Consider the following 22,619-nt stretch of genomic DNA (forward strand, 5'->3'; position numbering starts at 1 on the left):
CAAAGGAGAGACCTCATGATCCGTCACACGCCTTCGCGCCCCCTCCCCTCGCGCGTCTGGACGGCGTTGATGCTGCCTTCGGCGCTGGCGCTCGCCCTGAGCGCCGGCGCGAGCTACGCCCAAAGCCAGAATCAGAGCGCCACGCCCCCGGCGCCCAAGGACCCCGTGGCCGAGATGCTGGCCAAGGGCGAGCGGTATCACCGCGCGCCGGATTCAGCCCAGACCCCCCAGGAACTGCGTGAGACCCAGGCCCTCAACGCCGAGATCGTCGCCCAGAACGACCTGGCCGAGAACGAGGACCGGGCCAACCAGGCCGCTCAGGCCGACGCCCAGCGCCGTTGGCAGGCCGAGGTCGATCAGACCCAGGCCGACGCTCGTCTCGCCCAGGAACGGCACGAGGCCGAACTGCGCGCGGCCGAGGAGGCCCAGGCCCGCTATGAACGCGACATGGCCGACTGGCGGGCCACCGTGGCCGCCTGCGAGCGTGGCGATACGGCGCGCTGCAACGCGGGCCGTCAGGCGCCGAACTGAGACGCCTGAAAAGAAAGGGGCGCCGCCGACCTTCCGTCGGGGCGCCCTGATCGCGTGACCGCGGGATTCAGGCCTCGGCCGGTTCCGTGCGGCGCTTCATCATGTTGTCGAAGCTGTCCCAGACGCCGTCGGCGCCGTGCCAGGACCCCTGCGTCGCCGCCTTGGAGTATTCGGTGGCGCGCGCCTCGAAGAAGTTGGCGTGCTCCACGCCCGACAGCAGCGATTGCAGCCACGGCAGCGGGTTCTCGGTCACGCCGTAGACTTCCGGCAGGTTCAGCTGGCGCAGGCGCCAGTCGGCGATGAAGCGGATGTAGGCCTTGATGTCGTCCGGCGTCATGCCGTTCACCGGGCCCATTTCGAAGGCCAGGTCGATGAACTTGTCCTCCATCTCGATCACCGTCTTGCAGCAGTCGACGATGTCGTCGGCCACGGCCTTGGTGACGGCGCCCGTCTCCTTGTTGAAGGCGTGGTACAGCTTGATGATGCCTTCGCAGTGCAGGCTTTCATCGCGCACCGACCAGGACACGATCTGTCCCATGCCCTTCATCTTGGACTGACGCGGGAAGTTCATCAGCATGGCGAAGCTGGCGAACAGCTGCAGCCCTTCGGAGAAGCCCCCGAACATGGCCAGGGTGCGGCAGATGTCGGCGTCGCTGTCGACCCCGAACTGGCCCATGTAGTCATGCTTGTCCTTCATGGCCTCGTACTCCATGAAGGCGCCGAACTCGCTGTCCGGCATCCCGATCGTCTCGAGCAGCAAGGCGTAGGCCGCGATATGGATGGTCTCCATATTGGCGAAGGCGGCCAGCATCATCTTCACCTCGGTCGGTTTGAAGACCCGGCCGTAGCGCTCCATGTAGTTGTCCTGCACCTCGATGTCCGCCTGGGTGAAGAAGCGGAAGATCTGGGTCAGCAGGTTGCGCTCGCCGTCGTTCAGATTGGCGGCCCAGTCCTTGACGTCCTCGCCCATCGGGACTTCCTCGGGCATCCAGTGGACCTGCTGCTGCTTCTTCCACATGTCGAAGGCCCACGGGTAGCGGAAGGGCTTGTAGGCGGCCGAGGGGGTCAGCAGGCCGGGCGTGCCGGGACGAATGATCGTGGCGGGAGCGTTCATCGTAGAAGACCTGAGGCGAATCCGGAGAAGGTGCGTTCCACCATGCGTCCGCCGGCGCGCGGGGACAAGGGAAGATGCGCACATCTAGCGATCACTTTTCATCAGACCGCTAGATATGGTGTTTCGATGACAGGAAACTGGGGAGGAAGATGGGGATGGTTTTCACACTCTACGGCGCAGCCGGGTCAGGCTCGGTTCCGGTCGAGGCGACGCTGCGGCTGATCGGACAGGACTATCGGGTGGTCGAGGCGCCGACCTGGGAAGGCGAAGCCGAGCGAGACAAGGTGGCGGCGGTCAATCCCATGCGCCAAGTGCCGGCCCTGGTCACGCCCGGCGGCGAGATCATCACCGAAAGCGCCGCCATCCTGATCTGGCTGGCCGATTCCCATCCACAGGCGCGGTTGTCGCCCGCGTTCGACGATCCGCGTCGGGCGCAGTTCCTGCGCTGGATGAGCTTCATCCCCGCCTCCATCTATTCGATGTTCTGGGTGCGCGACGAACCCGCGCGGCTTGTCGGCGACAACCTTGAAGCCCAGACCGAAATCCAGCGCCGCACCATCGACCGCATCGCCGATTGCTGGCGGATGATGGACGCCCAGGTCGCGCCGGGCCGCTTCCTGCTGGGCGAGGAGATGACGGTGCTGGACCTCTATGTCGCGACCGCCAGCCGCTGGACGCCGCAGCGGCGACGCTTCTACGCCGAGGCGCCCCGCATGGCCGAAGTGGTGCGCCGCGTCGACGCCCTGCCCGCGCTTCAAGCCTTCTGGTCGGAACGCTTCCCCTTCGAGGACGGCTGGGAAGGCTAGGCGGCCATAGACTAGGCGGCCAGACGCGCCTGGGCGGCTCGGAAGGCCTGGTCCACGGCGGCGTAAAGCCGATCATGGGTGACCGGCTTGGCCAGATGGCCGTCCATGCCCACGCCCAGGCATCGCGCAGCGTCCTCGGGCATGGCGTCGGCGGTCACCGCCAGAACCACCGCCTGCGCGGAGGCCGCGCCGCCGTCGCGGATCATCTGCGTCGCCTCCAGCCCGTTCAGGCGCGGCATCCGCACATCCATCAGAATCAGGTCGAAGATCTCCAGGGCGGCCCTACCGACAGCGTCGCGTCCGTCCACGGCCTCCGCCACGGCGCAGCCCGCCGCCTCCATCATGGTCCGCAGCATCAGACGATTGGTCGGATGGTCGTCCACCACCAGAACCCGAAGCGACGACGCCGCATCCGTCAATCCGCCCGGGCTCTCGACGTCTGTTTCAATCGCACTCAGGTCCAGTTGCGCCGTCAGGGTGAAGACGGAGCCTTGCGCCGAGGTCCGGCTCAGGATCACGTCGCCGCCCATGGCCCTGGCGTGTCGCCGAGCGGCCGGCAGGCCCAGGCCCGCGCCGCCATGGCGACGGTTCAGGGAATCATCGCCCAGTTGGAACAGGTCGAACAGCACCGGCTCCAGCTCCGGCGCGATCCCCGGCCCCATGTCCTGCACCGTCAGAGTCAGCCGACCGCCGTCCAGGCGCGCCTTGAGGGCCACGCGTCCCTGGTCGGTGAATTTGACGGCGTTGGACAGGAGGTGACGCAGGGCGGCCGCCAGTCGATGAGGGTCGCCTCTGCCCCTGACCGCCTCATCCACGTCCAGGTCGAGATCGAAGGCCAGCCCCTTGGCCTCGGCGGCCATGGCGGCGGATTCGCCAGCCTCTCGGACGAGGGCCGCGACGGGGAAGATCTCGGGTCGCACTGCGGCGTCATCGTCGGAGGCGTCCAGCACGTCCTCCACCAGCCTGAGCATGGCTTCTCCCGCATCGCGCACGGCGACGACCTGGGCGCGCGCCTCGTCCGTCAGATCCGCCCGCCGGGACAGAAGGTCGGCATAGCCGCTGACCCCGTTCAGCGGGGTGCGCATCTCATGGCTCATGAGGGCCAGAAAGCGGGCCTTGGCGGCCGCGGCGGCCTCGGCTCGCCGCCGCTGCGCCAGCGCCAGGGCGGTGCGTTGGGCCAGCCGCTTCGCCGCCGCGCGCCTTTCGGCCATCAGGGCGCTGAGGGGCAGGGAGCACAGAACCGCGACCAGAAGAAAGCCGTGGTACAGCGACATCTGCCGCAGCCGCCCCGGCACATGGGCCAGCGCCGCCACCTCGGACACCTGCGCCGCAGCCACGGGCCCATGCCCTTCCAGGGTCAGGATGCAGCTGACGCCGGCCGCCGCGAGAAGGGTCGCCGCCATCCAAGGCGGCGACAGGAGATAGGCCGCCAGCATGAGGGGCGGAAAGATGAGAAACAGCAGCGATCCCGACTGCAGGAACACTGCCGAGACCACCACCGCCGTCAACGCCAGGAGACTGAGAGACAGCCAGGGCGAGGCGGTCTCGCCCTGGAAACGATGCGCCCGCGCCAAGAACAGCAGGCTGGGGGTGACGACCAGGAGGCCCAGCGTCTCCATCATGACCAGGTGCGTCCAGACGAAGACGGCCAGCTCGGGCGAATAGCCGCGCACCCAGACCGCCAGCAGAACCGACGCCGTGCTGGTGACGAGCACCGCCGGAACCGCCGCGCCGAGAGCAAAGGTGAGAAGACGGCGGGGACGCCGCAGATCCAGGGCGGCGCCGCAAAGTCGCCGCGCCAACACGCCGGCGATCAACACCTGGGTCAGGTTCAGCAGGGGATTGAGCCAGACGTAGGGCGGCCCGTCCCCTCGCATCACCGTGCTGCCCAGGTTCAGGCCCAGGCAGAGCAGCAGCACGACGAACGCCTTGCGACGCGGCAATTGCAGGAAGGCGGCCAGCAACACCCCGTTCGCCGGCCAGACGATCACCGCCTTATAGGCGTCCACGCTCCACTGACCGACCAGAAGGCAAAGGGCGAACAGCGCCACATAGGCGACCGCCGGCGGACCGGCCTCGCGGCCGGCCGCATGACGAAACAGTCGCCAGCGCCCGTGCATAACTGGTCTTCTCTCCCCCGTTTGCGGGCAGTCTGTACGGGAATTGTAAAAAAAGCCTCCTTCGGGCGGCCTTTAAAGCAAACCCATCGCCTTCGCGTCTTCCTCCAACCCCTTGCGAAACTCGGGCGCGGCCAGGCCGATCAGGGCGCGGGCGCGGGCGTCGTCGGTCAGCCCCTTCAGATTGGCGGCCCCATGCTCGGTGACGACGTAGTGGATGTCGTTGCGGGGCGTCGTCACCGGACCGTCCAGCCGGGCCACGATGCGCGAGGCCGTCCCCTTCGCCGCTGTCGAATGGCAGGCGATGATCGACTTGCCGCCCTGCGACGCCGCCGCGCCGCGCACGAAGTCCAGCTGACCGCCCGCCGCCGTATACTGCCGCCCGTTCAGATGTTCGGAACAGCAGGCGCCGAACAGGTCGATCTGCAGGGTGGCGTTGACCGAAATCATCCGGTCATTGCGGGCGATGACGGCGGGATCGTTCACATAGTCGACCGGATGAGCCTCGAGCGCCGGATTCTCATGCAGGAATTCGTAGGTGGATCGGTCGCCCATGGAGAAGGTGAACACCGTCTTGCCCGGATGCAGGGTCTTGCGGGCGTTGGTGGCGACGCCCGCCTTCATCAGTTCGACCAGGCCAGGCGTCAGCATTTCGGTATGGATGCCCAGATCGCGATGGTCATGCAGGGCCGCGCAAACGGCGTCCGGCAGGGCGCCGATGCCCATCTGCAGCGTCGCCCCGTCCTCGACCAGTCCCGCGATCAGGGCGCCGATGGCCAGATCCTGCGGCTGCTGAGGCGCCTTGCCCGCCTCCAGCAGGGGCGCCGAATGCTCGACCAGGGCCGCGACCTGCGAAACATGGACGCGGCAGTCGCCGAACACGCGCGGCATGTGCGGATTGACCTCCAGGATCACCCGCTCGGCCGTCTTCGATACGGCCAGGGCGTAGTCGGTGTTGGTCCCCAGGCTGAAATACCCTTCGGCGTCCATCGGCGAGACGGTCGCCAGCAGGGTGTCGACGCCGATCTCGCGCGTCAGCACGCGCGGCGTCTGCTGAAAGCCGGTCGGCACGAACCAGACGGCGCGACGGCCTTCCTCAATCGCGCGCGCCTCCAGCTTCCGTTCGATGGCGCCGTGGAACAGGCTGTGCGGGCGGATGCGGTCGGTCAGCTCGTAGCGCATCACCGTCTCGCCCGCGATGGCGGTGGACAGCAGGTAGTAGAGGTTGACGTCGCCGACCTGCCGCGCCTCGGCCCGGTCGGCCAGGGCCTTCAGCAGGGTCGGCGGCTGGCCGACGCCCAGGGCCATGGCGACCTTCGCGCCTGAGGGGATCAGGGCGGCCGCCGCCTCGGGCGTCGTCAGCCGTTCGGCGTAGAGGGCGGCGAAATCGGTCATGGGAACCTCCTGAAGCGTCGTCCTTCTTTATCCGTCAGCCGCGCGCCGTCGCGGCGCTAGACCTTGGTCTAAGGAAGGACGGCTAGGGCGCATCCTGAAGCGGCGCGTCATGCAGACGCTGGCGGCGCTCGGCGGCGTAAGCGACCAGCCACAGGGCCATCGACCAGGCGGCGCCCACGCTCCAGCCCGCAAACACGTCCGACGCCCAGTGCGCGCCCAGGTAGATTCGCGTCAGCCCGATCAGAAGGGCGATCACCACCGCGCAGCCCAGAACGTAGGCCTTCAGCCGCTTGCGCGGAAAGGCGCGGGTCAGCATGACGCCCAGCGTCAGGTAGAAGACGGTCGACAGCAGGGCGTGGCCCGAGGGGAAGCTGGCGTTCAGCGTCTCCACCGCCTGATAGATCTGCGGCGGCCGCTCGCGCTCGAACAGGGCCTTCAGCCCCTCGCTCAGGGCCACCCCGCCGGCCAGGCCGACGATCAGCATGAGGGCCGACAGCCGCTTGCCCATGATCAGCAGGAAGCCGATGGCGATGACGGCGAACAGGGTCAGAACGGATATGCCGCCGAGCGAGGTCAGGTCCGCCGCCGCCTCGTGCAGCCACCACGGCCCCCAGGGCCGACCCGGATCATCGGCGAAGGGTCGGACCGCCGCCAGCACGGCCTGATCGAAGGCCTGGCCGTCCGCCTCGCGCATGTCGTCGGCCACCTCGATGAAGATCAGCACCCCCAGGGCGACCACCAGCATGGCGGCCACAGCGGCGATTTCTGTGCGGGCGACCCGCAGGGCGCGCGTCAGGAAGGCGGTAGGATGCGGAGCCATGGGGCGCTAACGGCCAAGCTGTTGCGACGTTCCCTTTCAGGCCTCGCAGAAATCGACGACGGTTCGGTGAAAAATGTGATCACCCCCAATTCCTGAGTCATTTCCACAGGGTGTGATCAGCCACCCACCGATTCGTCAGAAAAGCTCCCGTCAAGAGCTTTACCTGCGGTTAGGGATATGCACCCATATATCTAGCCGAACACCGGCGAGCAGCCACTAGATGTAGTGTCTCAAACCGGTACGGCCTTCTAATCGATTTGTTCGGGACAGGGATGAAAATGGCTGGCGGCGAAGCTCTGCAGACGACGGAATTCTCTACGGTTTCCTCGGCGCCGCCGGAGGCCAAGCCTCAGCTGACGGTGGTCGGCGGTCTGAAGCTGGACCGCACGCGCGACGCCCTTCTGACCGATTTCGGCAAGAAGACCCTGGAAGACCGCTACCTGCTGCCGGGCGAAAGCTATCAGGACATGTTCGCCCGCGTCGCCACGGCCTACGCCGACGACGCCGACCACGCCCAGCGCGTCTACGACTACATGTCCAAGCTGTGGTTCATGCCGGCGACGCCGGTGCTGTCGAACGGCGGCGCGGATCGCGGCCTGCCGATCTCCTGCTTCCTGAACTCGGTCAACGACAGCCTGGACGGCATCCAGAACGTCTGGAACGAAAACGTCTCCCTGGCCTCGAACGGCGGCGGCATCGGCACGTACTGGGGCGGCGTCCGCTCCATCGGCGAGAAGGTCAAGGGCGCGGGCCAGACCTCGGGCATCATCCCCTTCATCCGCGTGATGGATTCGCTGACCCTGGCGATTTCGCAAGGGTCCCTGCGTCGCGGCTCGGCCGCCGTCTACCTGGACATCCACCACCCGGAAATCGAGGAGTTCCTCGAGATCCGCAAGCCGTCGGGCGACTTCAACCGCCGCTCGCTGAACCTGCACCACGGCATCAACATCACCGACGCCTTCATGGAGGCGGTCCGCGAAGGCAAGCCGTTCGACCTGATCTCGCCCAAGAACGGCGAGGTCCGCAAATCCGTCGACGCCCGCAACCTGTGGACCAAGATCCTGGAAATCCGGATGCAGACGGGCGAGCCCTATCTGATCTTCTCGGACACGGTGAACCGGCAGATGCCGCAGCACCAGAAGGACCTGGGCCTGTCGGTCAAGCAGTCCAACCTGTGCTCTGAAATCATGCTGCACACGGGGCTCGACCATAAGGGCGTCGAGCGCACCGCCGTCTGCTGCCTGTCGTCGGTCAACGCCGAGACCTTCCTGGAGTGGCGCGAAGAGCCCCGCTTCATCGAGGACATCATGCGTTTCCTCGACAATGTGCTCGAAGATTTCATCACCCGCGCCCCGTCGTCGATGGCCGCCGCCGTCTATTCGGCCCAGCGCGAGCGTTCGGTGGGTCTGGGCCTGATGGGCTTCCACTCCTTCCTGCAGTCGCAGGGCGTGGCCTTTGAATCGGCCATGGCCAAGAGCTGGAACATGCGCCTGTTCAAGCACCTGCGCCGCGAGGCCGACAAGGCCAGCCGCACCCTGGCCGAGGAAAAGGGCCCCTGCCCCGACGCCGCCGATCGCGGCGTGATGGAGCGCTTCAGCCACAAGCTGGCCATCGCCCCGACCGCCTCGATCTCGATCATCTGCGGCGGCACGTCGGCGGGCATCGAACCGATCCCGGCCAACATCTACACTCACAAGACCCTGTCGGGCTCGTTCGCGGTCAAGAACCCCTATCTGCAGAATCTGCTGGGCGAGAAGGGCATCGACACCGAAGCCGTCTGGTCCTCCATCCTTGAACACGAAGGCTCGGTCCAGCACCTGGACGCCCTCAGCGACGACGAGAAGGCCATCTACAAGACCGCCTTCGAACTGGATCAGCGCTGGGTCATCGAACTGGCCGCCGACCGCACCGGCGACATCTGCCAGGCGCAGTCGCTGAACCTGTTCATCCCCGGCGACGTCAACAAGTGGGACCTGCACATGCTGCACTGGTCGGCGTGGGAGCGGGGCCTGAAGTCCCTCTACTACCTGCGCTCCAAGTCGGTGCAGCGCGCCGCCTTCGCCGGCGCCGAGGACAAGAAGGAAGAAGAGATCGATCCGAACCAGCCGGACCTCTTCTCCATCGCCCGCACCGACTACGACGAGTGCCTGGCCTGCCAGTAAGGCCGGCCCGCAAGGTCATCGCCATCGCCTTCAAGCCGCCCGCGGGAACCCTCTCCGGGCGGCTTCGTTCGTCTGACAAGGATTAAGGCGTAAAAGAGTCCGTTGCGGTTCCCTGGCGTTCGTGCACTGTGGAGGCGTTAACGGATCGGGAGGGACCGTTGATGCGACCGATGGCATGGGCAGGATGGATGATCGCGGCGGTCGCCCCGACGACCGTCTTCGCCATGCCCCAGACCATGGCCGAAGGCTCCGTCGCCGTTCGTGGCGGCGACGCCGTCCGGTTCGAGGACGCCGCGGCCCGGCTGGACAGCCGCCTGCCCTTCTCGACCGAACCTGACGCCGCCTTCGGCGCCCCGGTGCAGTTCAACGATGTCGCCCGACTGAGCGCCGATGAGGGCGAACTGCGCCAGGAAGCCTGGTTCGCCGGGGACGGCTTCACCGACCGGTTGCGCATCGTCACCACGGGCGAACTGCGCCGCGCCGACGGCGCGCCCCTGCCGCCGCGCGCCCTCGACCCGGCCGCCTTCTCGGGTGAGAGCTACGATGTCACCTATACGCGCGGCTGGACGGCGGCGAAGGGCCGCACGGCCTCGGGGCTGGAAGTGTCGCTGACGCCCCACGCCGGCTTCGGCGTCGGCAGCGACGGCCCCTCGGCCGAGGCGGGCGCCACCCTGCGTATCGGCGAGGGCCTGGACCGCCTGGCCCCCAACGGCGACGAGGCCTTCGGCGAGCGCCCGCGCTGGTATCTGTACGCGGCAGGCTCCAAGCGGGCGGTCGGCTACAATTTCGCGCGCACGCGCGACGGCGACTTCGCGCGTTCGGGCGTCAGCCAGGACGCCGGCGCCTATCTCGGCGACGCCTCCATCGGCGTGGCCTATCGCCGAGGCGCAGTGCAAAGCTCCTTCGGCGTCGTCTATCGCGAGATCGAGGCCAAGGGCCTGCGCGGCTATCAGGGCATCAACACGGACGTGTCGGAAGGCCTGGTGGCCTTCCAACTGACGATCCGCCCCCGCGAATAGGCTCGCCGCCCTACTGCGTCCGCGCCACGCCTTCGCGGCGGCTGTCGGCGGCTCCGTCCCAGCGCCCGTTCCGCCACAAGCCCCCATGCAGGCCGGAGGTTTCGGTCGTGTTCGGTTGCAAGGCGACGCCGCGCACCGCCATGCCTTCGCGCACGGCCTCGGGGAAGCCCTCGGTGTCGGCGCCGAAGCCGTCCCCCTTGGCCACCAGGTTCGGCAGGTCGAACGCTTGCTGCAGCGGCAGCCCCCAGGCCAGGGCGCCGATCAGCGCCTTGGCGTTATAGGCCAGGATGGACGATCCGCCCGGCGAGCCCAGCGCCCCGACCAGCCGCCCTTCGCGATCCAGGATCAAGGCTGGCGACATGGACGAACGCGGCCGCTTGCCCGCCGCCACGGCGTTGGCCGCCGGCGTGCCGTCCGACGCCGTGGGGACCAGGGAGAAGTCGGTCAGCTGATTGTTCAGGAAGAAACCGCCCGCCATCCGACCCGAGCCGAACAGACTCTCGACGGTCGTGGTCATGCTGACGGCGTTCCCCTGGGCGTCCACCACGACCAGATGCGACGTCCCCGCCGGTTCGCGCGTGGCGTCTGCGCCGACGTTCGGCGCCCCGGCCGGAACGCCATAGGGCGCCGCGCCGCGAAGGCCCGGCGCCAAGGTCGCCCGCTCGGCCACATAGGCCGGGTCCAGCAGCCCCGCCACCGGCACGGAGACAAAGGCGGGATCGCCGAAATAGCGGTCGCGGTCGGCGTACATCAGCCGCTGAAGCTGGCCGAAGGCGGCCCAGGCCTCGGGGCTGTCCGGCCCCTTGTCGATGTCCGGCGTCCGCTCGGCCATGGCCAGCAGCTCCAGGATGGAGGCCCCGCTGGACGGCGGCGGTGGCACGCAGATGGTGTAGATCTTGTAAGGCCCGCACACGGCCTCGCGCACCACGGGGCGATAGCCGGCAAGGTCGGCGGCGCTCAGGGCGCCGGGACGCGGCCCCTCGTGCACCGCCTCGACGATGGCCTCGGCCAGCGGGCCCTGCTGCAGGGCGGCCGCGCCCTCGCGCGCGATGCGGCGCACCGTCGCGGCGTAGGCCGGGTTCCGCAGGGTGTCGCCCGCCTGATAGCGCACGCCGTCCGGCTTGGTGAAATACTCCGTCGCCCAGCGGGTCTTCGCCTGAGGCGCGTCGCCGTTGATCATGCCGGCCAGGCGCGGACTGACGACGAAGCCGTCCTGCGCCAGCGTCTCGGCGTCGCCGAACAGCTCGGACCAGGCCAGGGCGCCGTGCTGCTTCTGGGCCAGGGCCAGCATGGGCATCACGCCCGGCGCCCCGGTCGAGCGCCCGCTCAGAACCGCATCGACAAAGGCCAGAGGCTTGCCGTTCTCATAGAAGAGTTCGGGCGTGGCGGCGGCCGGCGCCGTCTCGCGCCCGTCATAGACGGTGACGGCGCCGTTCTGGGCGTCATAGACCATCATGAAGGCGCCGCCGCCCAGGCCCGACGACTGCGGCTCGGTCAAACCCAGCACCGCCTGGATCGCCACCGCCGCATCCACGGCCGAACCGCCGCGCGCCAGCACCTTCATCCCCGCCTCGACCGCCAGGGGATTGGCCGCCGACACGAACGGCCCCCTGGCGACGGACGCCTGGGCTGCGGCCGGGCTCTCGACCGGAGCCGGCGCGGCCCCGGCCTGGACATGCTCGGCCGTCGTCGCGCACCCGGCCAGCATCAGGGCCGCCAAGGCCGTCCCCGCTGCGAGAGACGAAATCCTGCGCGCAGGACGCAGACGGGAGAAGGACAAGGCGCGCACTCAAGCACTCCGGCACGTTTGAGGGAGGCTTTATGCCTAGGCCCGCAGGCCCCCGAGGCCAACCCCGCATTTTCTCAAGATTTTCTGAGAAAACCTGCTTGCCAGCGCCAGAACGACCCGCTAGATACCCGGCCCTGCCCGCAAGGCGGTGCGCACCCGTAGCTCAGCTGGATAGAGCACCAGACTACGAATCTGGGGGTCAGGAGTTCGAATCTCTTCGGGTGCGCCATCTTCCTTTAAATGCTCAAGGCCTGTTCGTCGTGGCGCTATCGAGCGTGGAATCCGATCAGGCGCGGTCATTCTTCATCAGGCAGCCATGGTTCTCCTGGCGCGATGCTGCGTTCCGACAGGATCTCCAGGTCCAGCCTTGAGTCGACCCCGCTGTCTTCGCTGCTTATCTTTCGGATGACGGCGGACCCCAGAACCTTCCCATGCACGACCCTTATGACGGGCAGGTCGGGATCGGGGGATGACTGATAGACTCTTGGAGCTTCGCGCGGAGCCAGAGCCATTTCATCTGTGATCCTGGCGTGGTGGTTCGCCATGAACCACGCTTTCGACGTCTCATTATAGATGAAGGGCGACCGAGAGGCGTTCATCTGTCGAGCCAGACCCAGCCAGCGGCTGAGCCCGGATCTTTCCGAAGGCGCGGTTATGAAAACGCGGACCAGGTCGCCTGCGCGAGCTTGAACCGACGCTGCGAACCAGAAGGACTGCTTCATGCCGTCCCACACACGCAAAGAGTCATGATGGCGCTCCTGCCTTGGAAGGTCTCAAGCAGAAAGGGAAGTCTAGAGGCGCCGAATGGCGGCCTGCACAAACGAGTCGCCAGCATTCACAAAGCCGCCTGTTTCGCCTCTGGCTTTCGCCTCAAGACAGAGTTCCAGCGCTTCTCGCCGCCTCTCGGTTGCGACTAGGGTGGTGATGATGCTGGCCAGAATGGCGGGCTGATGCTCCCAAGCCTTGCGGCATTCGGCCTCGAACCAGGCCAGAGACGGCGGAGTACCGGCTCCCAGAAGCTCGCCGGCCATGGTCAGGGCCGTCGTCGCCGTATCACTCGCATCAGCCGCTTCGGCCACGTCAGCGGACACCATTTCCAGCGCGGGGCATGTCCAGGCCCCGAGAGCTCGAAAAGATAAGGGCTTATCCTTGTTCTCGGGAAATCCGCAGATGTCCCAAAAAATGGGATCAATCGCCATGGGCTTGGTTGAGACAATCAGGGAAGTTTGCTGCGACAGCAGGCTCGTTTCAAGGTGACTGGTGACGAACCATTGGTTTACTTCCTTAAACAGAATTCCCTGAACGCCCCTCCATCCGAAATCCTTCCCAAGATTTTGAAACGCCCGCTCCAGTTCACGCGCATAGGGGCGGCGTTGTTTTGGCGAGGCAGCTACAGCAAGCTGAGCGTGAACCTTTGTCATCATGACGCATCTCAACCGGTCTCCAGTCGCAGATGTAGCTTTCTCGACAATGGAAGTGAATATTTAGAGTCCGCTTTAAAACGTCTTGATGATGTTTTTGTATCAGCTCCCGGCGGCGACAGGCGAGCGAATAGCTTCTAGCAAACGCCTCAGCGTGTTCCGAGATATAGGGAGAGATGGCGCACCCGACAGGATTCGAACCTGTGACCTCTGCCTTCGGAGGGCAGCACTCTATCCAGCTGAGCTACGGGTGCGTGCGCGGCGTTGAGGCCGGACGGCGGTGCTTACAGCATGGGCGAGGCGGTCTCAATCCCGAATCTGGCCGCGCCTTCCTTCTTGGCGCGGGGGCTCCGTCGGCCTAGCGTCGCGGATCGGGAAGAGGGAATTTCCATGCGCGCCATCACCTTCGCCGCCCTGGCCGGCGCTGTCGTTGTTCTGACCGGCTGCGCCGCGTTCCAGAAACAGGACGCCGACAGTCTGGACGACGTGGCGCGCGACTATGTCGCCCTGACGCTGGAGATCGGCGAGCGAGAGCCGGGCTATGTCGACGCCTATTACGGACCGGCCGAGTGGGCCGAAGCGGCCAAGGCCAATCCGCGCGCCCTGCCCCAACTGGCCGAAGGCGCGGCGGACCTGGCCCGACGCCTCGAGACGCTGCCGGAGCGGGGACTGGACGCCCAGAGCCGCCAGCGCCGCGCCTATCTCAAGGCCCATGTCTCGGCGGCCTCGGCGCGGCTGCGGATGCTGCAGGGCGAAACGCTGGGCTTCGCCGATGAGGCCGAGGCCCTGTTCGGCGTGCGGCCGGAACTGCGGCCGCTGTCGTCCTATGATCCGGTGCTGGCGCGCATCGACGCCATGGTCCCCGGCGAGGGACCTCTGGCCGAGCGGGTCGCCGCCTTCCGCGCCCGCTATGTGATCCCCAAGGACCGGCTGGATACGGTGATGCGCGCCGCCATCAAGGAGTGCAAGGCGCGCACCGAGCGTCATATCACCCTGCCTGCCGGCGAGACCTTCACGCTGGAGTTCGTCAACGACAAGCCGTGGTCCGGCTATAACTGGTTCAAGGGCGGCGGCTTCAGCCTGATCCAGGTGAACACCGACCTGCCCATCTATATCGACCGGGCGGTCGATCTGGGCTGTCACGAAGGCTACCCCGGCCACCACGTCTATAACGCCCTGCTGGAGCAGACCTTCGTCAAGGACAAGGGCTGGTTCGAGATGAGCGTCTATCCGCTGTTCAGCCCCATGTCCTTCATCGCCGAGGGCAGCGCCAACTACGGCATCGACCTGGCCTTCCCCGGCCATGAGCGCACCGAGTTCGAGGCGCGCGTCCTCTATCCGCTGGCGGGGCTGGACCCGGCGACGGCCGAGGCGCAGACGCAGCTACTGGCCCTGACGCGGGAGCTGGCGCGGGCGGAATACACGGTGGCCGACGACTATCTGGCCGGGCGCATCGACCGAGAGACGGCGCTGGACCAGCTGCAGAAATACAACCTCGTCGCGCGCGACCGGGCGGCGCAGCGGCTGAGCTTCATCGAGACCTACCGCTCCTATGTCATCAACTACGGCCTGGGCCGCGACATGGTGCAGGCCTGGGTCGAGCGGCAGGGGCCGAACCACTGGAAGACGACGGAGCGTCTGCTGGCCAGCCAGACCCTTCCGGTCGACCTCGACTGACCCGGTTCGCAACCGCAGCGGGTCAGCGGCGTTAAGGCCAAGGTTCAAATTTCAGAGGGGCTATCACCCATGCGTATCCGCACCCTGACCATCGCCGCCGCCTCGGTCCTGGCGCTCGGCGCCGCCGCCTGCACCCAGGCCGAGCAGAACAAGGCCGAGGCCAACGCCGAAGCCGCCGGCGACAAGGCCGCCGACGTCGCCGCCCAGACGGGCGAAGTCGTCGAATCCGGCGCCATGAAGGCCGCTCAGGCGGTCGAGGAAGGCGCCGGCAAGGTCGCCGACAAGCTGGAAGACAAGCAGGCCCAGGCCGCCGCCGAAGGCCGACCCGGCGCCGTCGACCCGGCCACCGACCAGCGCGTCCCGGCCAAGAACTGATCCAATCCCTTCTCCCCTTGTGGGAGAAGGGTCACTGGTCTGCCAAAAGGTCGTCGATCAGCGCCCGAGCCTCGGGACTGGCCCAGTCCGCCTCGCCGACCAGGACGGCGCGAACCTGGCCTTGGCGATCCAGCACCATCGTCTGGGGCATGGCGCCCTTGCCCGGGAATTCGAAGGCCAGCTGGAACTTCGGGTCGATGTAGAACTGCAGCGGCGCATGGTCGGCGATGAAGGCGCGCGCCTCGTCAGCCGTCTTTTCCGCGTCCATGCTGATGGCCGCCACGGCGAAGTCGTCGCGCCCCTTATAATGATCGGCCAGCGCGGCCAGGGTCGGCATCTCGATCCGGCACGGCGCGCACCAGGTGGCCCACAGGTTCACCACGGTCACCTTGCCCGCGAAATCGGCGAAGCGGACCTCCCGTCCGGCCGCGTCAAGGAAGGCGTAGTCGGTGGCCGGGGCGGGCGGCGGCGCCTGCAGACGGGCGAGGGAGCCCCGCGCATACGCGATCAGGCGGGTGCTCGGCTGTTTCGATGCAGCCGCAACGGGCGCCGAGTCTTTGCGCCCCTTATGATGATTGACGTATAGCAACGCCGCGCCCACGCCGATCACGCTGATCAGGGCGAACGTCGCCACGCCCGCCCAAGTCCGTCCAGAGCCGCTCATGTCTGATACGCCTTCCAAACCACAGTCTGACAATTCCCCTTCGAAAGGGTCTGAGGGGCAGTCTCTATGGGGCGGGCGCTTCAGCGCCAAGCCCGCCGACATCATGCAGGCCATCAACGTCTCCATCGGCGTCGACAAACGCCTGTGGGCGCAGGACCTGGCCGGTTCGCGGGCCCATTGTCGCATGCTGGAGAAGCAGGGGATCATCGCCGCTGCGGACGCGCAGGCCATTCTGGGCGGGCTGGACGTCATCGAGGGCGAGATCAAGGACGGGACCTTCCCCTTCCGCGACGCCTATGAAGACATCCACATGAACGTCGAGGCGCGCCTGTCGGAGCTGATCGGCGAGCCGTCGGGGCGTCTGCATACCGCGCGCAGCCGCAACGATCAGGTGGCGACGGACTTCCGCCTGTGGGTGCGCGACGCCTGCGATCGCACCGTGGCGCAACTGAAGGATCTGCAGGCCGCCCTGCTGGACCGGGCGGAACAGCACGCGGGCGACCTGATGCCGGGCTTCACCCATCTGCAGACGGCCCAGCCGGTGACGTTCGGCCACCACCTGATGGCCTATGTCGAGATGTTCGGCCGCGACGCGGGCCGCTTCTCCGACGCCCGCGCGCGCATGAACGAGAACCCGCTGGGCGCCGCCGCGCTGGCCGGGTCGCCCTTCCCCATCGACCGCCACATGACGGCGCAGGCGCTGGGCTTTGATCGCCCGATGGCGAACAGCCTCGACGCCGTGTCGGATCGCGATTTTGCGCTGGAAAGCCTGGCCGCCGCCTCGATCGCGGCGGGCCACCTGTCGCGCCTGGCCGAAGAGATCGTGGTGTGGATGACGCCGATGTTCGGCTTTGCGACCCTGCCCGACGACCTGACGACCGGCTCGTCCATCATGCCGCAGAAGCGCAACCCCGACGCGGCCGAACTGGTGCGGGCCAAGACCGGCCGCATCAACGGCGCCCTGATCGCCCTGACCACGGTGATGAAGGGTCTGCCGCTGGCCTATTCCAAGGACATGCAGGAGGACAAGCCGCCGGTGTTCGAGGCCTTCGACGCGCTGGATCTGGCGCTGACGGCCATGACCGCCATGGTCGCCGTGATCCGCCCCAACACCGAAAAGATGGCCGCCGCCGCAGGCGCGGGCTTCTCGACCGCCACCGATCTGGCCGACTGGCTGGTGCGCGAACTGAACCTGCCCTTCCGCCAGGCGCACCACGTCACCGGCGCCGCCGTGAAGCGGGCCGAGACATTGGGCCTGGATCTGGGCGAATTGCCGCTGAGCGAATTGCAGGCCCTGGATGGCCGGATCACCGAAGGCGTGTATGAAGTGCTGACGCCCGAAGCCTCCTGCGCCAGCCGCCAGAGCTTCGGCGGCACGGCGCCGGAACAGGTCCGCGCGCGCATCGCCGACTGGAGAAGCCGCCTGTGAAGAAGACCCTGATCCTGGCGGGCGCCGCCGCCCTTCTGCTCTCGGCTTGCGGCCGCATGGCCGATCTGGAGCCGCCGCAGGGCGCCACGCCGAAGAAGCAGACCGAGCGCGCCATCCGCGACCGCTCGGCCGAGCACTTGCCGGAACCGGCGATGCAGAACCTGCCGCCGCGCCAGATGCCGATCGACAACGGCACGTCCGACCCGTTCGGCAAGCCGCCGCCGATGAACTGAGCCTTCGCGCTCCTCTCTCTGACTGGACTCCCCGCCGGTGCACTATTTTGACCTCAAGGACGGCGTCCTGCATGCCGAGGGCGTCTCTCTGGAGACGCTGGCGGACAGCGTCGGCACGCCGACCTATGTCTATTCCTCGGCCACCCTGCGCCGCCACTACGGCCTGCTGCGCGAGGCGTGCGACGCGCATAGGAGCGCGCTGGGCGAGGCCCTGATCGCCTTCGCGGTCAAGGCCAACTCCAACCTGTCCGTGCTGGCGACGCTGGCCAAGTTGGGCTGCGGCGCCGACACCGTGTCCGAAGGCGAGATCCGCCGCGCCCTGGCGGTCGGCATTCCGGGCGAACGCATCATCTTCTCGGGCGTGGGCAAGACCGACGCCGAACTGGCCTTCGCCATCGAACAGGGCGTGCGCCAGATCAACGTCGAGTCCTCGGCCGAACTAGACCGGCTGATCGCCGTCGCCGCCGAGAAGTCGGCGTCTCCAGCCATCGCCATTCGGGTCAATCCGAAGATCGGCGCAGGCGGCCACGCCAAGATCACCACCGGCGGGGCCGGCGACAAATTCGGCGTCCCGGTCGAGGAGGCGATGGCGCTGTACGCTCGCGCCTCGGTCTCGCCCCACGTCACGCCGATGGGCCTGGCCTGCCACATCGGCAGCCAGATCACGGACCTGAGCCCGCTGGAGGCCGCCTTCCGCGTGCTGCGCCAGATGACGGAGGACCTGCGCGCCGAGGGGCACAGCGTCACCCGCCTCGACCTCGGCGGCGGACTGGGCGTGCCCTATTACGGCGAGACGGCGACGCCCGCTCCGGCCGAATACGTCGCCATGGCCGCGCGCGTGCTGGATGGCCTGAACGTCGAGGCCGCCTTCGAGCCCGGCCGCCTGATGGCAGCCAATGCGGGCGTGCTGCTGAGCCGCGTCATCCAGGTCAATGAACGGACGGACGGCCGCCGCTTCCTGGTCCTGGACGCGGCGATGAACGATCTGATGCGCCCGGCCCTCTATGACGCCTTCCACGACCTGAAGCCGGTCCGTCCGGTCGCAGGCGAGGCGCTGCCTTACGACGTCGTCGGACCGGTCTGCGAGACGGGGGACACCTTCGCGCGCGACCGCGACCTGCCGCCGTTGAAGGCGGGCGACCTGGTCGTCTTCATGAGCGCCGGAGCCTATGGCGCGGTCATGAGCGGCGAATACAACACCCGTCCCCTGGCCGCCGAAGTCCTCGTCGACGGCGACCGCAGCGCGGTCGTCCGCCCCCGTCCGACCTATGAAGAGATGTTCGCCCGCGAGCCGATGGCGGACTGGCTCCAGACCTAGTCCAGAGCGCAGATGTCCGGCAGCCCGCGCAGGCCGCCCGCGTGGTCCAGACCGTAGCCGACCAGGAAGCGGTTCGGCGCCTCCCAGCCGACGAAGTCAGGCTCGGGCGCTCGGGGCTTGGGCCAGGGCTTGCGAGCAAAGACGCAGGTCAGCACCTCGGCGGCGCCCGCCTCGCGCGTGATCCGCACGGCTTCCGCCAGCGACAGGCCGGTGTCAAAGACATCGTCCAGGATCAGCACCTTCCGCCCTTCCAGCGAGCGCTGATAGGGCGCGCGGACCTCGATACGGCCGCGGCTGGTCTGTTCGTCGCCGTAGGAGGCCAGCCACAGGGCGTCGAAGCGGACATTTCTGCCTTCGCGCGCCAGGGCTCGGGTCAGGTCGGCGGCGAACCACAGGCCGCCGGTCAGCAGGACAGAGGCTACCGTCTCGTCATCGACATGGGGGGCGATGCGGCGCGCCAGATCGGCCACGACGGCCTCGATCTCGGCCTGGGACAGAAGAACCGTGGGGGCGGGCGTCGGTCGGGTGTCAGCCATGCCCCGGCGATACCCTTTTCGCACGGCCGGAGTCGAGAGGCGAAGCGGCTGGACGAAGGTCGAGAGGCTCAGCGGCGCAGGCCGCCGTCCTCGCGCACGGCGCTATCGGCCGAGGTCCTTGCGCGCGTGGTCGCGGAAGCCGACCCGGATGGCGCCTTGGCGGCGGGCTCGGGCGCTTGCTCGAGCAGATAGTCGACGCTCAACTTCGCCACCCGGCCTTGCGGATCGGGAATGACGACAGCGAAGCCCTGAACCTTCCCCGGCAGGATAGGCGGTCCGTCCAGGCGCACGATGCGGCGCGTCACCTCGACGCCCCCAGCATCCTTGAGGACGACCACCAGCGGCGGCGGGACGATTTCAATGTCGCGGATGTTGCGGAGCGCGCCCGAAACCAGGGTGCGGCCAGGGTCGTGCGGCGTGGTCCGGCCTCGCAGCGCCTCGACCTCCAGACCGACCGTATTCACGTCCAGCCCCAGCGACCTGTAGACCCCCGCCGCCGACGGAAAGGCGCGGGCGATCTCCTCGCGGAACAGGACGGCCCCGGTCAGCAGGCCCAGCGCCACGGCCGCCGCCGCCGCCCAGGCCGCCCCGGCGGCGGCCGCCTGACGCACGCGGCGCTTGCGCTCGGCCTTGGCGCGGAAGGCGCGCGGCAGCTCCGGCGCCGGGGTCTCGGCGAAGGTGTCGTAGCGGGGCGCGGTCTCGACCTCCTCGGTCGGGGCGGCTTCCGGCTCCAGTTCGAGAGGGGCGTCCTCAAGGGTCGCGCGCCAGTCGTGGCCGCACGCCTTGCAGCGCACGCGACGGCCGTTCGGACCGATCGCCTCGTCGGGAACGAAATAGCTAGTGGCGCAGGCGGGGCAGGTCAGTATCATGTCAGCTGACTGCGAGGCTTATCGCCCCCTCCTGTCGCGGCGCAACGCCCCGGTCCAATACGAAACTCGATGCCCGATCCGATCCGCCGCGCCGCCGACCCTGATTCCGCGCCTGACGCCGTCCGCCTCAGGGGCGTGGGCTTCGGCTATGCGGGCAGGCCCGCCGTGCTGCGGGACGTTAACCTTACTCTGCCAAACGGCTCTTTCCACTTCCTTACCGGACCCTCGGGCGCGGGCAAGTCCTCGCTGTTGCGGCTGCTGACGCTGGCCGCCCGACCGCAGGCGGGGCGAATCAGCCTGTTCGGCCAGGACGTGACCCAGTTGCCCCGACGCGAGGTTCCGGCGCTTCGCCGTCGCATGGGCGTCATCTTCCAGGACTTCCGCCTGCTGGATCATCTGTCGGCCTTCGACAATGCGGCCCTCCCGCTGCATCTGGCGGGCGAGCGTCCGGCCGAGTACGCCGCCGACGTGCAGGAAATGCTGCGCTGGGTCGGCCTGGGCGGGCGGCTGGACGCCCTGCCGCCGACGCTGTCGGGCGGAGAGAAGCAGCGGCTGGCCATCGCCCGCGCCGTGGTGGCGCGGCCGCGCCTGATCCTGGCCGACGAACCGACCGGCAGCGTCGACCGGCCGATGGGCGAGAAGCTGATGCGGCTGTTCCAGTCGCTGAACAGGCTGGGCGCCACGATCCTGATCGCCAGCCACGACGAGGCCCTGGCCGCGCGCAGCGGCGCCGCCGTGCTGCGGTTGGAAGGCGGGCGGCTGGAGCAGATCGCGCCCGCCGTCGCCCCGACCGCATCGGAGGATCAGACATGATCGGCCGCTTCGGCAGCGCCCAACCCGAACTTCTGCCGCGCGAGGCGGGCGGCGAACGCTGGCTGGTCGTGGTCATCGCCGTGTTGTGCTTCCTGGCTTCGATCGCCGCCGTCGGCGCCCTGGCCGCCGACCGGGCCGCGCACGGCTGGGCGCGTCAGCTGCGGGCCGAGGCGACCGTGCAGGTGCGCCCGCGCGTCGATGAAACCGGCCCCGCCGCCGCCGCGCGCGCCGCCGAGACCCTGGCCGGGGTCGACGGCGTGGCGGAGGCCCAGGCGATGGACCGCAAGGCCGCAGAGGCTCTGCTGCGTCCCTGGGTGGGCGAGGCGGCCCTGCCCGACCTGCCCCTGCCCTATCTGGTCATCGTCCATCTGGACCCGAAAGCGCCCGCCAGCGCGCCCAGCCTGAGCCGCGCCCTGGCCGAGGCCGGACTGGACGCCACCGTCGACGACCACAGCCTGTGGCGCGGCGAAGTCGAGCGTTCGGCGGGCCTGATCACGGCCCTGGCGGGGGCGGCCTTCCTGCTGATCGCGGCGGCGACGGCGGCGGCCATCGCCTACGCCACCCGCGCGGGCATGGCGGCCCAGGCGGCGGTGATCGAGACCTTGAGCCTGAACGGCGCCTCGGACGGCGCTGTCGCCTCCCTGTTCCAGAAGCGTTTCGGCCTGCTGGCCGCCGGGGCGGGGGCGGCGGGCGCCGGACTGGCGGCGCTGATGCTGGCCGCGCTGCGTCTGATCGGCGGCGAGGGCGGGTTGACGCCGGCCCTGCCGCTGGCTTGGCCGGACCTGCTGACGCTGGCCGCCTGTCCCCTGCTGGCGGGGGCGGTCGCGGTGCTGGCCGCACGCCTGACGGCGCTGGCGAAGCTGGGCGGGCGTCGCTAGTTAGTTAGGCATGAAGTTCCTGACGCTGATCGCCGTGGTGGCGCTGATGTGGCTGACGGGCCTGTTCGTCTTCGCCGAACGGGTGCGAGGACTGACGCCTGCGCCCGAGCCGGCGCGGGCCGACGCCATCGTCTCCCTGACCGGCCCCTCGGCCGAGCGGGTCAACGCCGCCGTCCGCCTGCTGGAGCAGGGCAAGGGCGACCGCCTGCTGATCTCGGGCGTCAACCGCGAGGTTCGCCGCAAGGAGCTGCGCGCCCTGACGCCGGGGTCGAAGAAGCTGTTCAACTGCTGCGTCGATCTGGGCTTCGAGGCCGAGAACACCGTCGGCAACGCCCAGGAGATCGCCGCCTGGGCGCGGTCCAAGGGCTATGACGACCTGATCGTCGTGACCTCCGACTATCATATGCCGCGCAGCCTGATGGAGATTCGCGGGGCCGCGCCCGGCGTGCGGCTGACGCCCTACGCCGTCTCCACGCCGTCGCTGGACACGCCGTCCTGGTGGCGCGCCACCGAGACCGCCCGGCGCATGACGCTGGAATACATGAAATACCTGGCCGTTCTCGGCCGCGAAGGGATGCATCGCCTGACCGGCCGCCACCCCGAGCGGCCCGCCGAAACGACCGCTCCACAGCCTGCCGTTCCCTAACGCTTCG

Annotated in this window: 22 protein-coding genes and 2 tRNA genes; 13 read left to right on the forward strand and 11 right to left on the reverse strand. The window is 68.3% G+C overall.

Annotated elements, in window-relative coordinates:
• Nucleotides 1-15 precede the first annotated feature (15 nt).
• The gene (locus ACWGL1_RS02440; protein WP_338577018.1) at nucleotides 16-531 is read left to right on the forward strand and encodes a cell wall hydrolase; all 516 of its coding nucleotides are present in this window, start codon (nucleotides 16-18) and stop codon (nucleotides 529-531) included.
• Between the two features lie 67 nt (nucleotides 532-598).
• Here ACWGL1_RS02440 and ACWGL1_RS02445 read toward each other — a convergent pair whose 3' ends face one another.
• Complete coding sequence (locus ACWGL1_RS02445; protein ID WP_312218584.1) at nucleotides 599-1,645, reverse strand: ribonucleotide-diphosphate reductase subunit beta; 1,047 nt, start codon at nucleotides 1,643-1,645, stop codon at nucleotides 599-601.
• 149 nt (nucleotides 1,646-1,794) lie between these two features.
• Here ACWGL1_RS02445 and ACWGL1_RS02450 point away from each other — a divergent pair, with 149 nt between their 5' ends.
• Nucleotides 1,795-2,451: a glutathione S-transferase family protein gene (locus ACWGL1_RS02450; protein ID WP_338577020.1), complete on the forward strand. Its 657-nt coding sequence runs from the start codon at nucleotides 1,795-1,797 to the stop codon at nucleotides 2,449-2,451.
• 11 nt (nucleotides 2,452-2,462) lie between these two features.
• Here ACWGL1_RS02450 and ACWGL1_RS02455 read toward each other — a convergent pair whose 3' ends face one another.
• From ACWGL1_RS02455 to ACWGL1_RS02465, 3 genes are all read right to left on the reverse strand, one after another.
• Nucleotides 2,463-4,571, reverse strand: coding sequence for a response regulator (locus ACWGL1_RS02455; RefSeq protein ID WP_452111076.1), 2,109 nt, complete (start codon nucleotides 4,569-4,571; stop codon nucleotides 2,463-2,465).
• A 72-nt stretch (nucleotides 4,572-4,643) separates the two neighbouring features.
• On the reverse strand, nucleotides 4,644-5,963 hold the full coding sequence (locus tag ACWGL1_RS02460) for an acetyl-CoA hydrolase/transferase family protein (protein WP_452111077.1): 1,320 nt from the start codon (nucleotides 5,961-5,963) through the stop codon (nucleotides 4,644-4,646).
• 82 nt (nucleotides 5,964-6,045) lie between these two features.
• The gene (locus ACWGL1_RS02465; protein ID WP_291782930.1) at nucleotides 6,046-6,783 is read right to left on the reverse strand and encodes a phosphatase PAP2 family protein; all 738 of its coding nucleotides are present in this window, start codon (nucleotides 6,781-6,783) and stop codon (nucleotides 6,046-6,048) included.
• 272 nt (nucleotides 6,784-7,055) lie between these two features.
• Here ACWGL1_RS02465 and ACWGL1_RS02470 point away from each other — a divergent pair, with 272 nt between their 5' ends.
• Together ACWGL1_RS02470 and ACWGL1_RS02475 are read left to right on the forward strand one after the other, a co-directional pair.
• Entirely contained in the window at nucleotides 7,056-8,945 is a 1,890-nt protein-coding gene (locus tag ACWGL1_RS02470) for a ribonucleoside-diphosphate reductase subunit alpha (protein ID WP_452111078.1), read from the forward strand.
• A gap of 188 nt (nucleotides 8,946-9,133) precedes the next feature.
• Complete coding sequence (locus tag ACWGL1_RS02475; protein WP_343830376.1) at nucleotides 9,134-9,964, forward strand: lipid A-modifier LpxR family protein; 831 nt, start codon at nucleotides 9,134-9,136, stop codon at nucleotides 9,962-9,964.
• Between the two features lie 10 nt (nucleotides 9,965-9,974).
• On the opposite strand, the gene ACWGL1_RS02480 is transcribed toward ACWGL1_RS02475, so the two are convergent.
• Complete coding sequence (locus ACWGL1_RS02480) at nucleotides 9,975-11,672, reverse strand: gamma-glutamyltransferase family protein (protein WP_452111125.1); 1,698 nt, start codon at nucleotides 11,670-11,672, stop codon at nucleotides 9,975-9,977.
• Nucleotides 11,673-11,905: 233 nt separating this feature from the next.
• Between ACWGL1_RS02480 and ACWGL1_RS02485 the strand changes: the two genes are divergently transcribed.
• Nucleotides 11,906-11,982, forward strand: a tRNA-Arg gene (locus ACWGL1_RS02485).
• Nucleotides 11,983-12,049: 67 nt separating this feature from the next.
• On the opposite strand, the gene ACWGL1_RS02490 is transcribed toward ACWGL1_RS02485, so the two are convergent.
• The 3 genes from ACWGL1_RS02490 to ACWGL1_RS02500 form a co-directional block, all read right to left on the reverse strand.
• Nucleotides 12,050-12,475 carry a hypothetical protein gene (locus ACWGL1_RS02490; RefSeq protein ID WP_338577027.1) on the reverse strand — a complete coding sequence of 142 codons (426 nt, stop codon included), beginning with the start codon at nucleotides 12,473-12,475 and terminating at the stop codon, nucleotides 12,050-12,052.
• A gap of 69 nt (nucleotides 12,476-12,544) precedes the next feature.
• On the reverse strand, nucleotides 12,545-13,177 hold the full coding sequence (locus tag ACWGL1_RS02495; RefSeq protein WP_452111079.1) for a hypothetical protein: 633 nt from the start codon (nucleotides 13,175-13,177) through the stop codon (nucleotides 12,545-12,547).
• Between the two features lie 174 nt (nucleotides 13,178-13,351).
• Nucleotides 13,352-13,428 (reverse strand) — tRNA-Arg (locus tag ACWGL1_RS02500).
• 136 nt (nucleotides 13,429-13,564) lie between these two features.
• Between ACWGL1_RS02500 and ACWGL1_RS02505 the strand changes: the two genes are divergently transcribed.
• Entirely contained in the window at nucleotides 13,565-14,851 is a 1,287-nt protein-coding gene (locus ACWGL1_RS02505; RefSeq protein WP_338577030.1) for a hypothetical protein, read from the forward strand.
• A gap of 69 nt (nucleotides 14,852-14,920) precedes the next feature.
• Nucleotides 14,921-15,226, forward strand: a complete 306-nt coding sequence (locus ACWGL1_RS02510; RefSeq protein WP_312218205.1) for a hypothetical protein — start codon at nucleotides 14,921-14,923, stop codon at nucleotides 15,224-15,226.
• A 31-nt stretch (nucleotides 15,227-15,257) separates the two neighbouring features.
• On the opposite strand, the gene ACWGL1_RS02515 is transcribed toward ACWGL1_RS02510, so the two are convergent.
• On the reverse strand, nucleotides 15,258-15,890 hold the full coding sequence (locus ACWGL1_RS02515) for a TlpA family protein disulfide reductase (RefSeq protein ID WP_452111080.1): 633 nt from the start codon (nucleotides 15,888-15,890) through the stop codon (nucleotides 15,258-15,260).
• Between ACWGL1_RS02515 and argH the strand changes: the two genes are divergently transcribed.
• Genes argH through lysA form a run of 3 tightly spaced genes read left to right on the forward strand, consistent with a single transcriptional unit; the run spans nucleotide 15,889 to nucleotide 18,870 of the window.
• Entirely contained in the window at nucleotides 15,889-17,319 is a 1,431-nt protein-coding gene (argH, locus tag ACWGL1_RS02520; protein WP_452111081.1) for an argininosuccinate lyase, read from the forward strand. The genes ACWGL1_RS02515 and argH overlap by 2 nt on opposite strands.
• Nucleotides 17,316-17,552, forward strand: coding sequence for an LPS translocon maturation chaperone LptM (gene lptM, locus ACWGL1_RS02525; protein WP_046652811.1), 237 nt, complete (start codon nucleotides 17,316-17,318; stop codon nucleotides 17,550-17,552). The genes argH and lptM overlap by 4 nt, the downstream gene beginning before the upstream one ends.
• A 37-nt stretch (nucleotides 17,553-17,589) precedes the next feature.
• Entirely contained in the window at nucleotides 17,590-18,870 is a 1,281-nt protein-coding gene (gene lysA / locus ACWGL1_RS02530; RefSeq protein WP_452111082.1) for a diaminopimelate decarboxylase, read from the forward strand.
• On the opposite strand, the gene ACWGL1_RS02535 is transcribed toward lysA, so the two are convergent.
• The gene (locus ACWGL1_RS02535; RefSeq protein WP_291782898.1) at nucleotides 18,867-19,406 is read right to left on the reverse strand and encodes a phosphoribosyltransferase; all 540 of its coding nucleotides are present in this window, start codon (nucleotides 19,404-19,406) and stop codon (nucleotides 18,867-18,869) included. The genes lysA and ACWGL1_RS02535 overlap by 4 nt on opposite strands.
• Before the next feature lie 68 nt (nucleotides 19,407-19,474).
• On the reverse strand, nucleotides 19,475-20,275 hold the full coding sequence (locus ACWGL1_RS02540) for an MJ0042-type zinc finger domain-containing protein (protein ID WP_452111083.1): 801 nt from the start codon (nucleotides 20,273-20,275) through the stop codon (nucleotides 19,475-19,477).
• A gap of 69 nt (nucleotides 20,276-20,344) precedes the next feature.
• Here ACWGL1_RS02540 and ACWGL1_RS02545 point away from each other — a divergent pair, with 69 nt between their 5' ends.
• From ACWGL1_RS02545 to ACWGL1_RS02555, 3 genes are read left to right on the forward strand one after another with little or no spacing between them, the layout of a single operon-like run.
• Nucleotides 20,345-21,088 (forward strand): cell division ATP-binding protein FtsE, encoded by a 744-nt coding sequence (locus ACWGL1_RS02545; protein ID WP_452111084.1) that lies wholly within the window; start codon nucleotides 20,345-20,347, stop codon nucleotides 21,086-21,088.
• Nucleotides 21,085-21,966, forward strand: a complete 882-nt coding sequence (locus ACWGL1_RS02550) for a cell division protein FtsX (RefSeq protein WP_452111085.1) — start codon at nucleotides 21,085-21,087, stop codon at nucleotides 21,964-21,966. Before ACWGL1_RS02545 ends, ACWGL1_RS02550 begins: the two co-directional genes overlap by 4 nt.
• A 10-nt stretch (nucleotides 21,967-21,976) precedes the next feature.
• Nucleotides 21,977-22,612 carry a YdcF family protein gene (locus tag ACWGL1_RS02555; RefSeq protein ID WP_346519824.1) on the forward strand — a complete coding sequence of 212 codons (636 nt, stop codon included), beginning with the start codon at nucleotides 21,977-21,979 and terminating at the stop codon, nucleotides 22,610-22,612.
• Nucleotides 22,613-22,619 lie beyond the last annotated feature (7 nt).

It is taken from the genome of Brevundimonas sp. NPDC055812 (genome assembly GCF_053616535.1).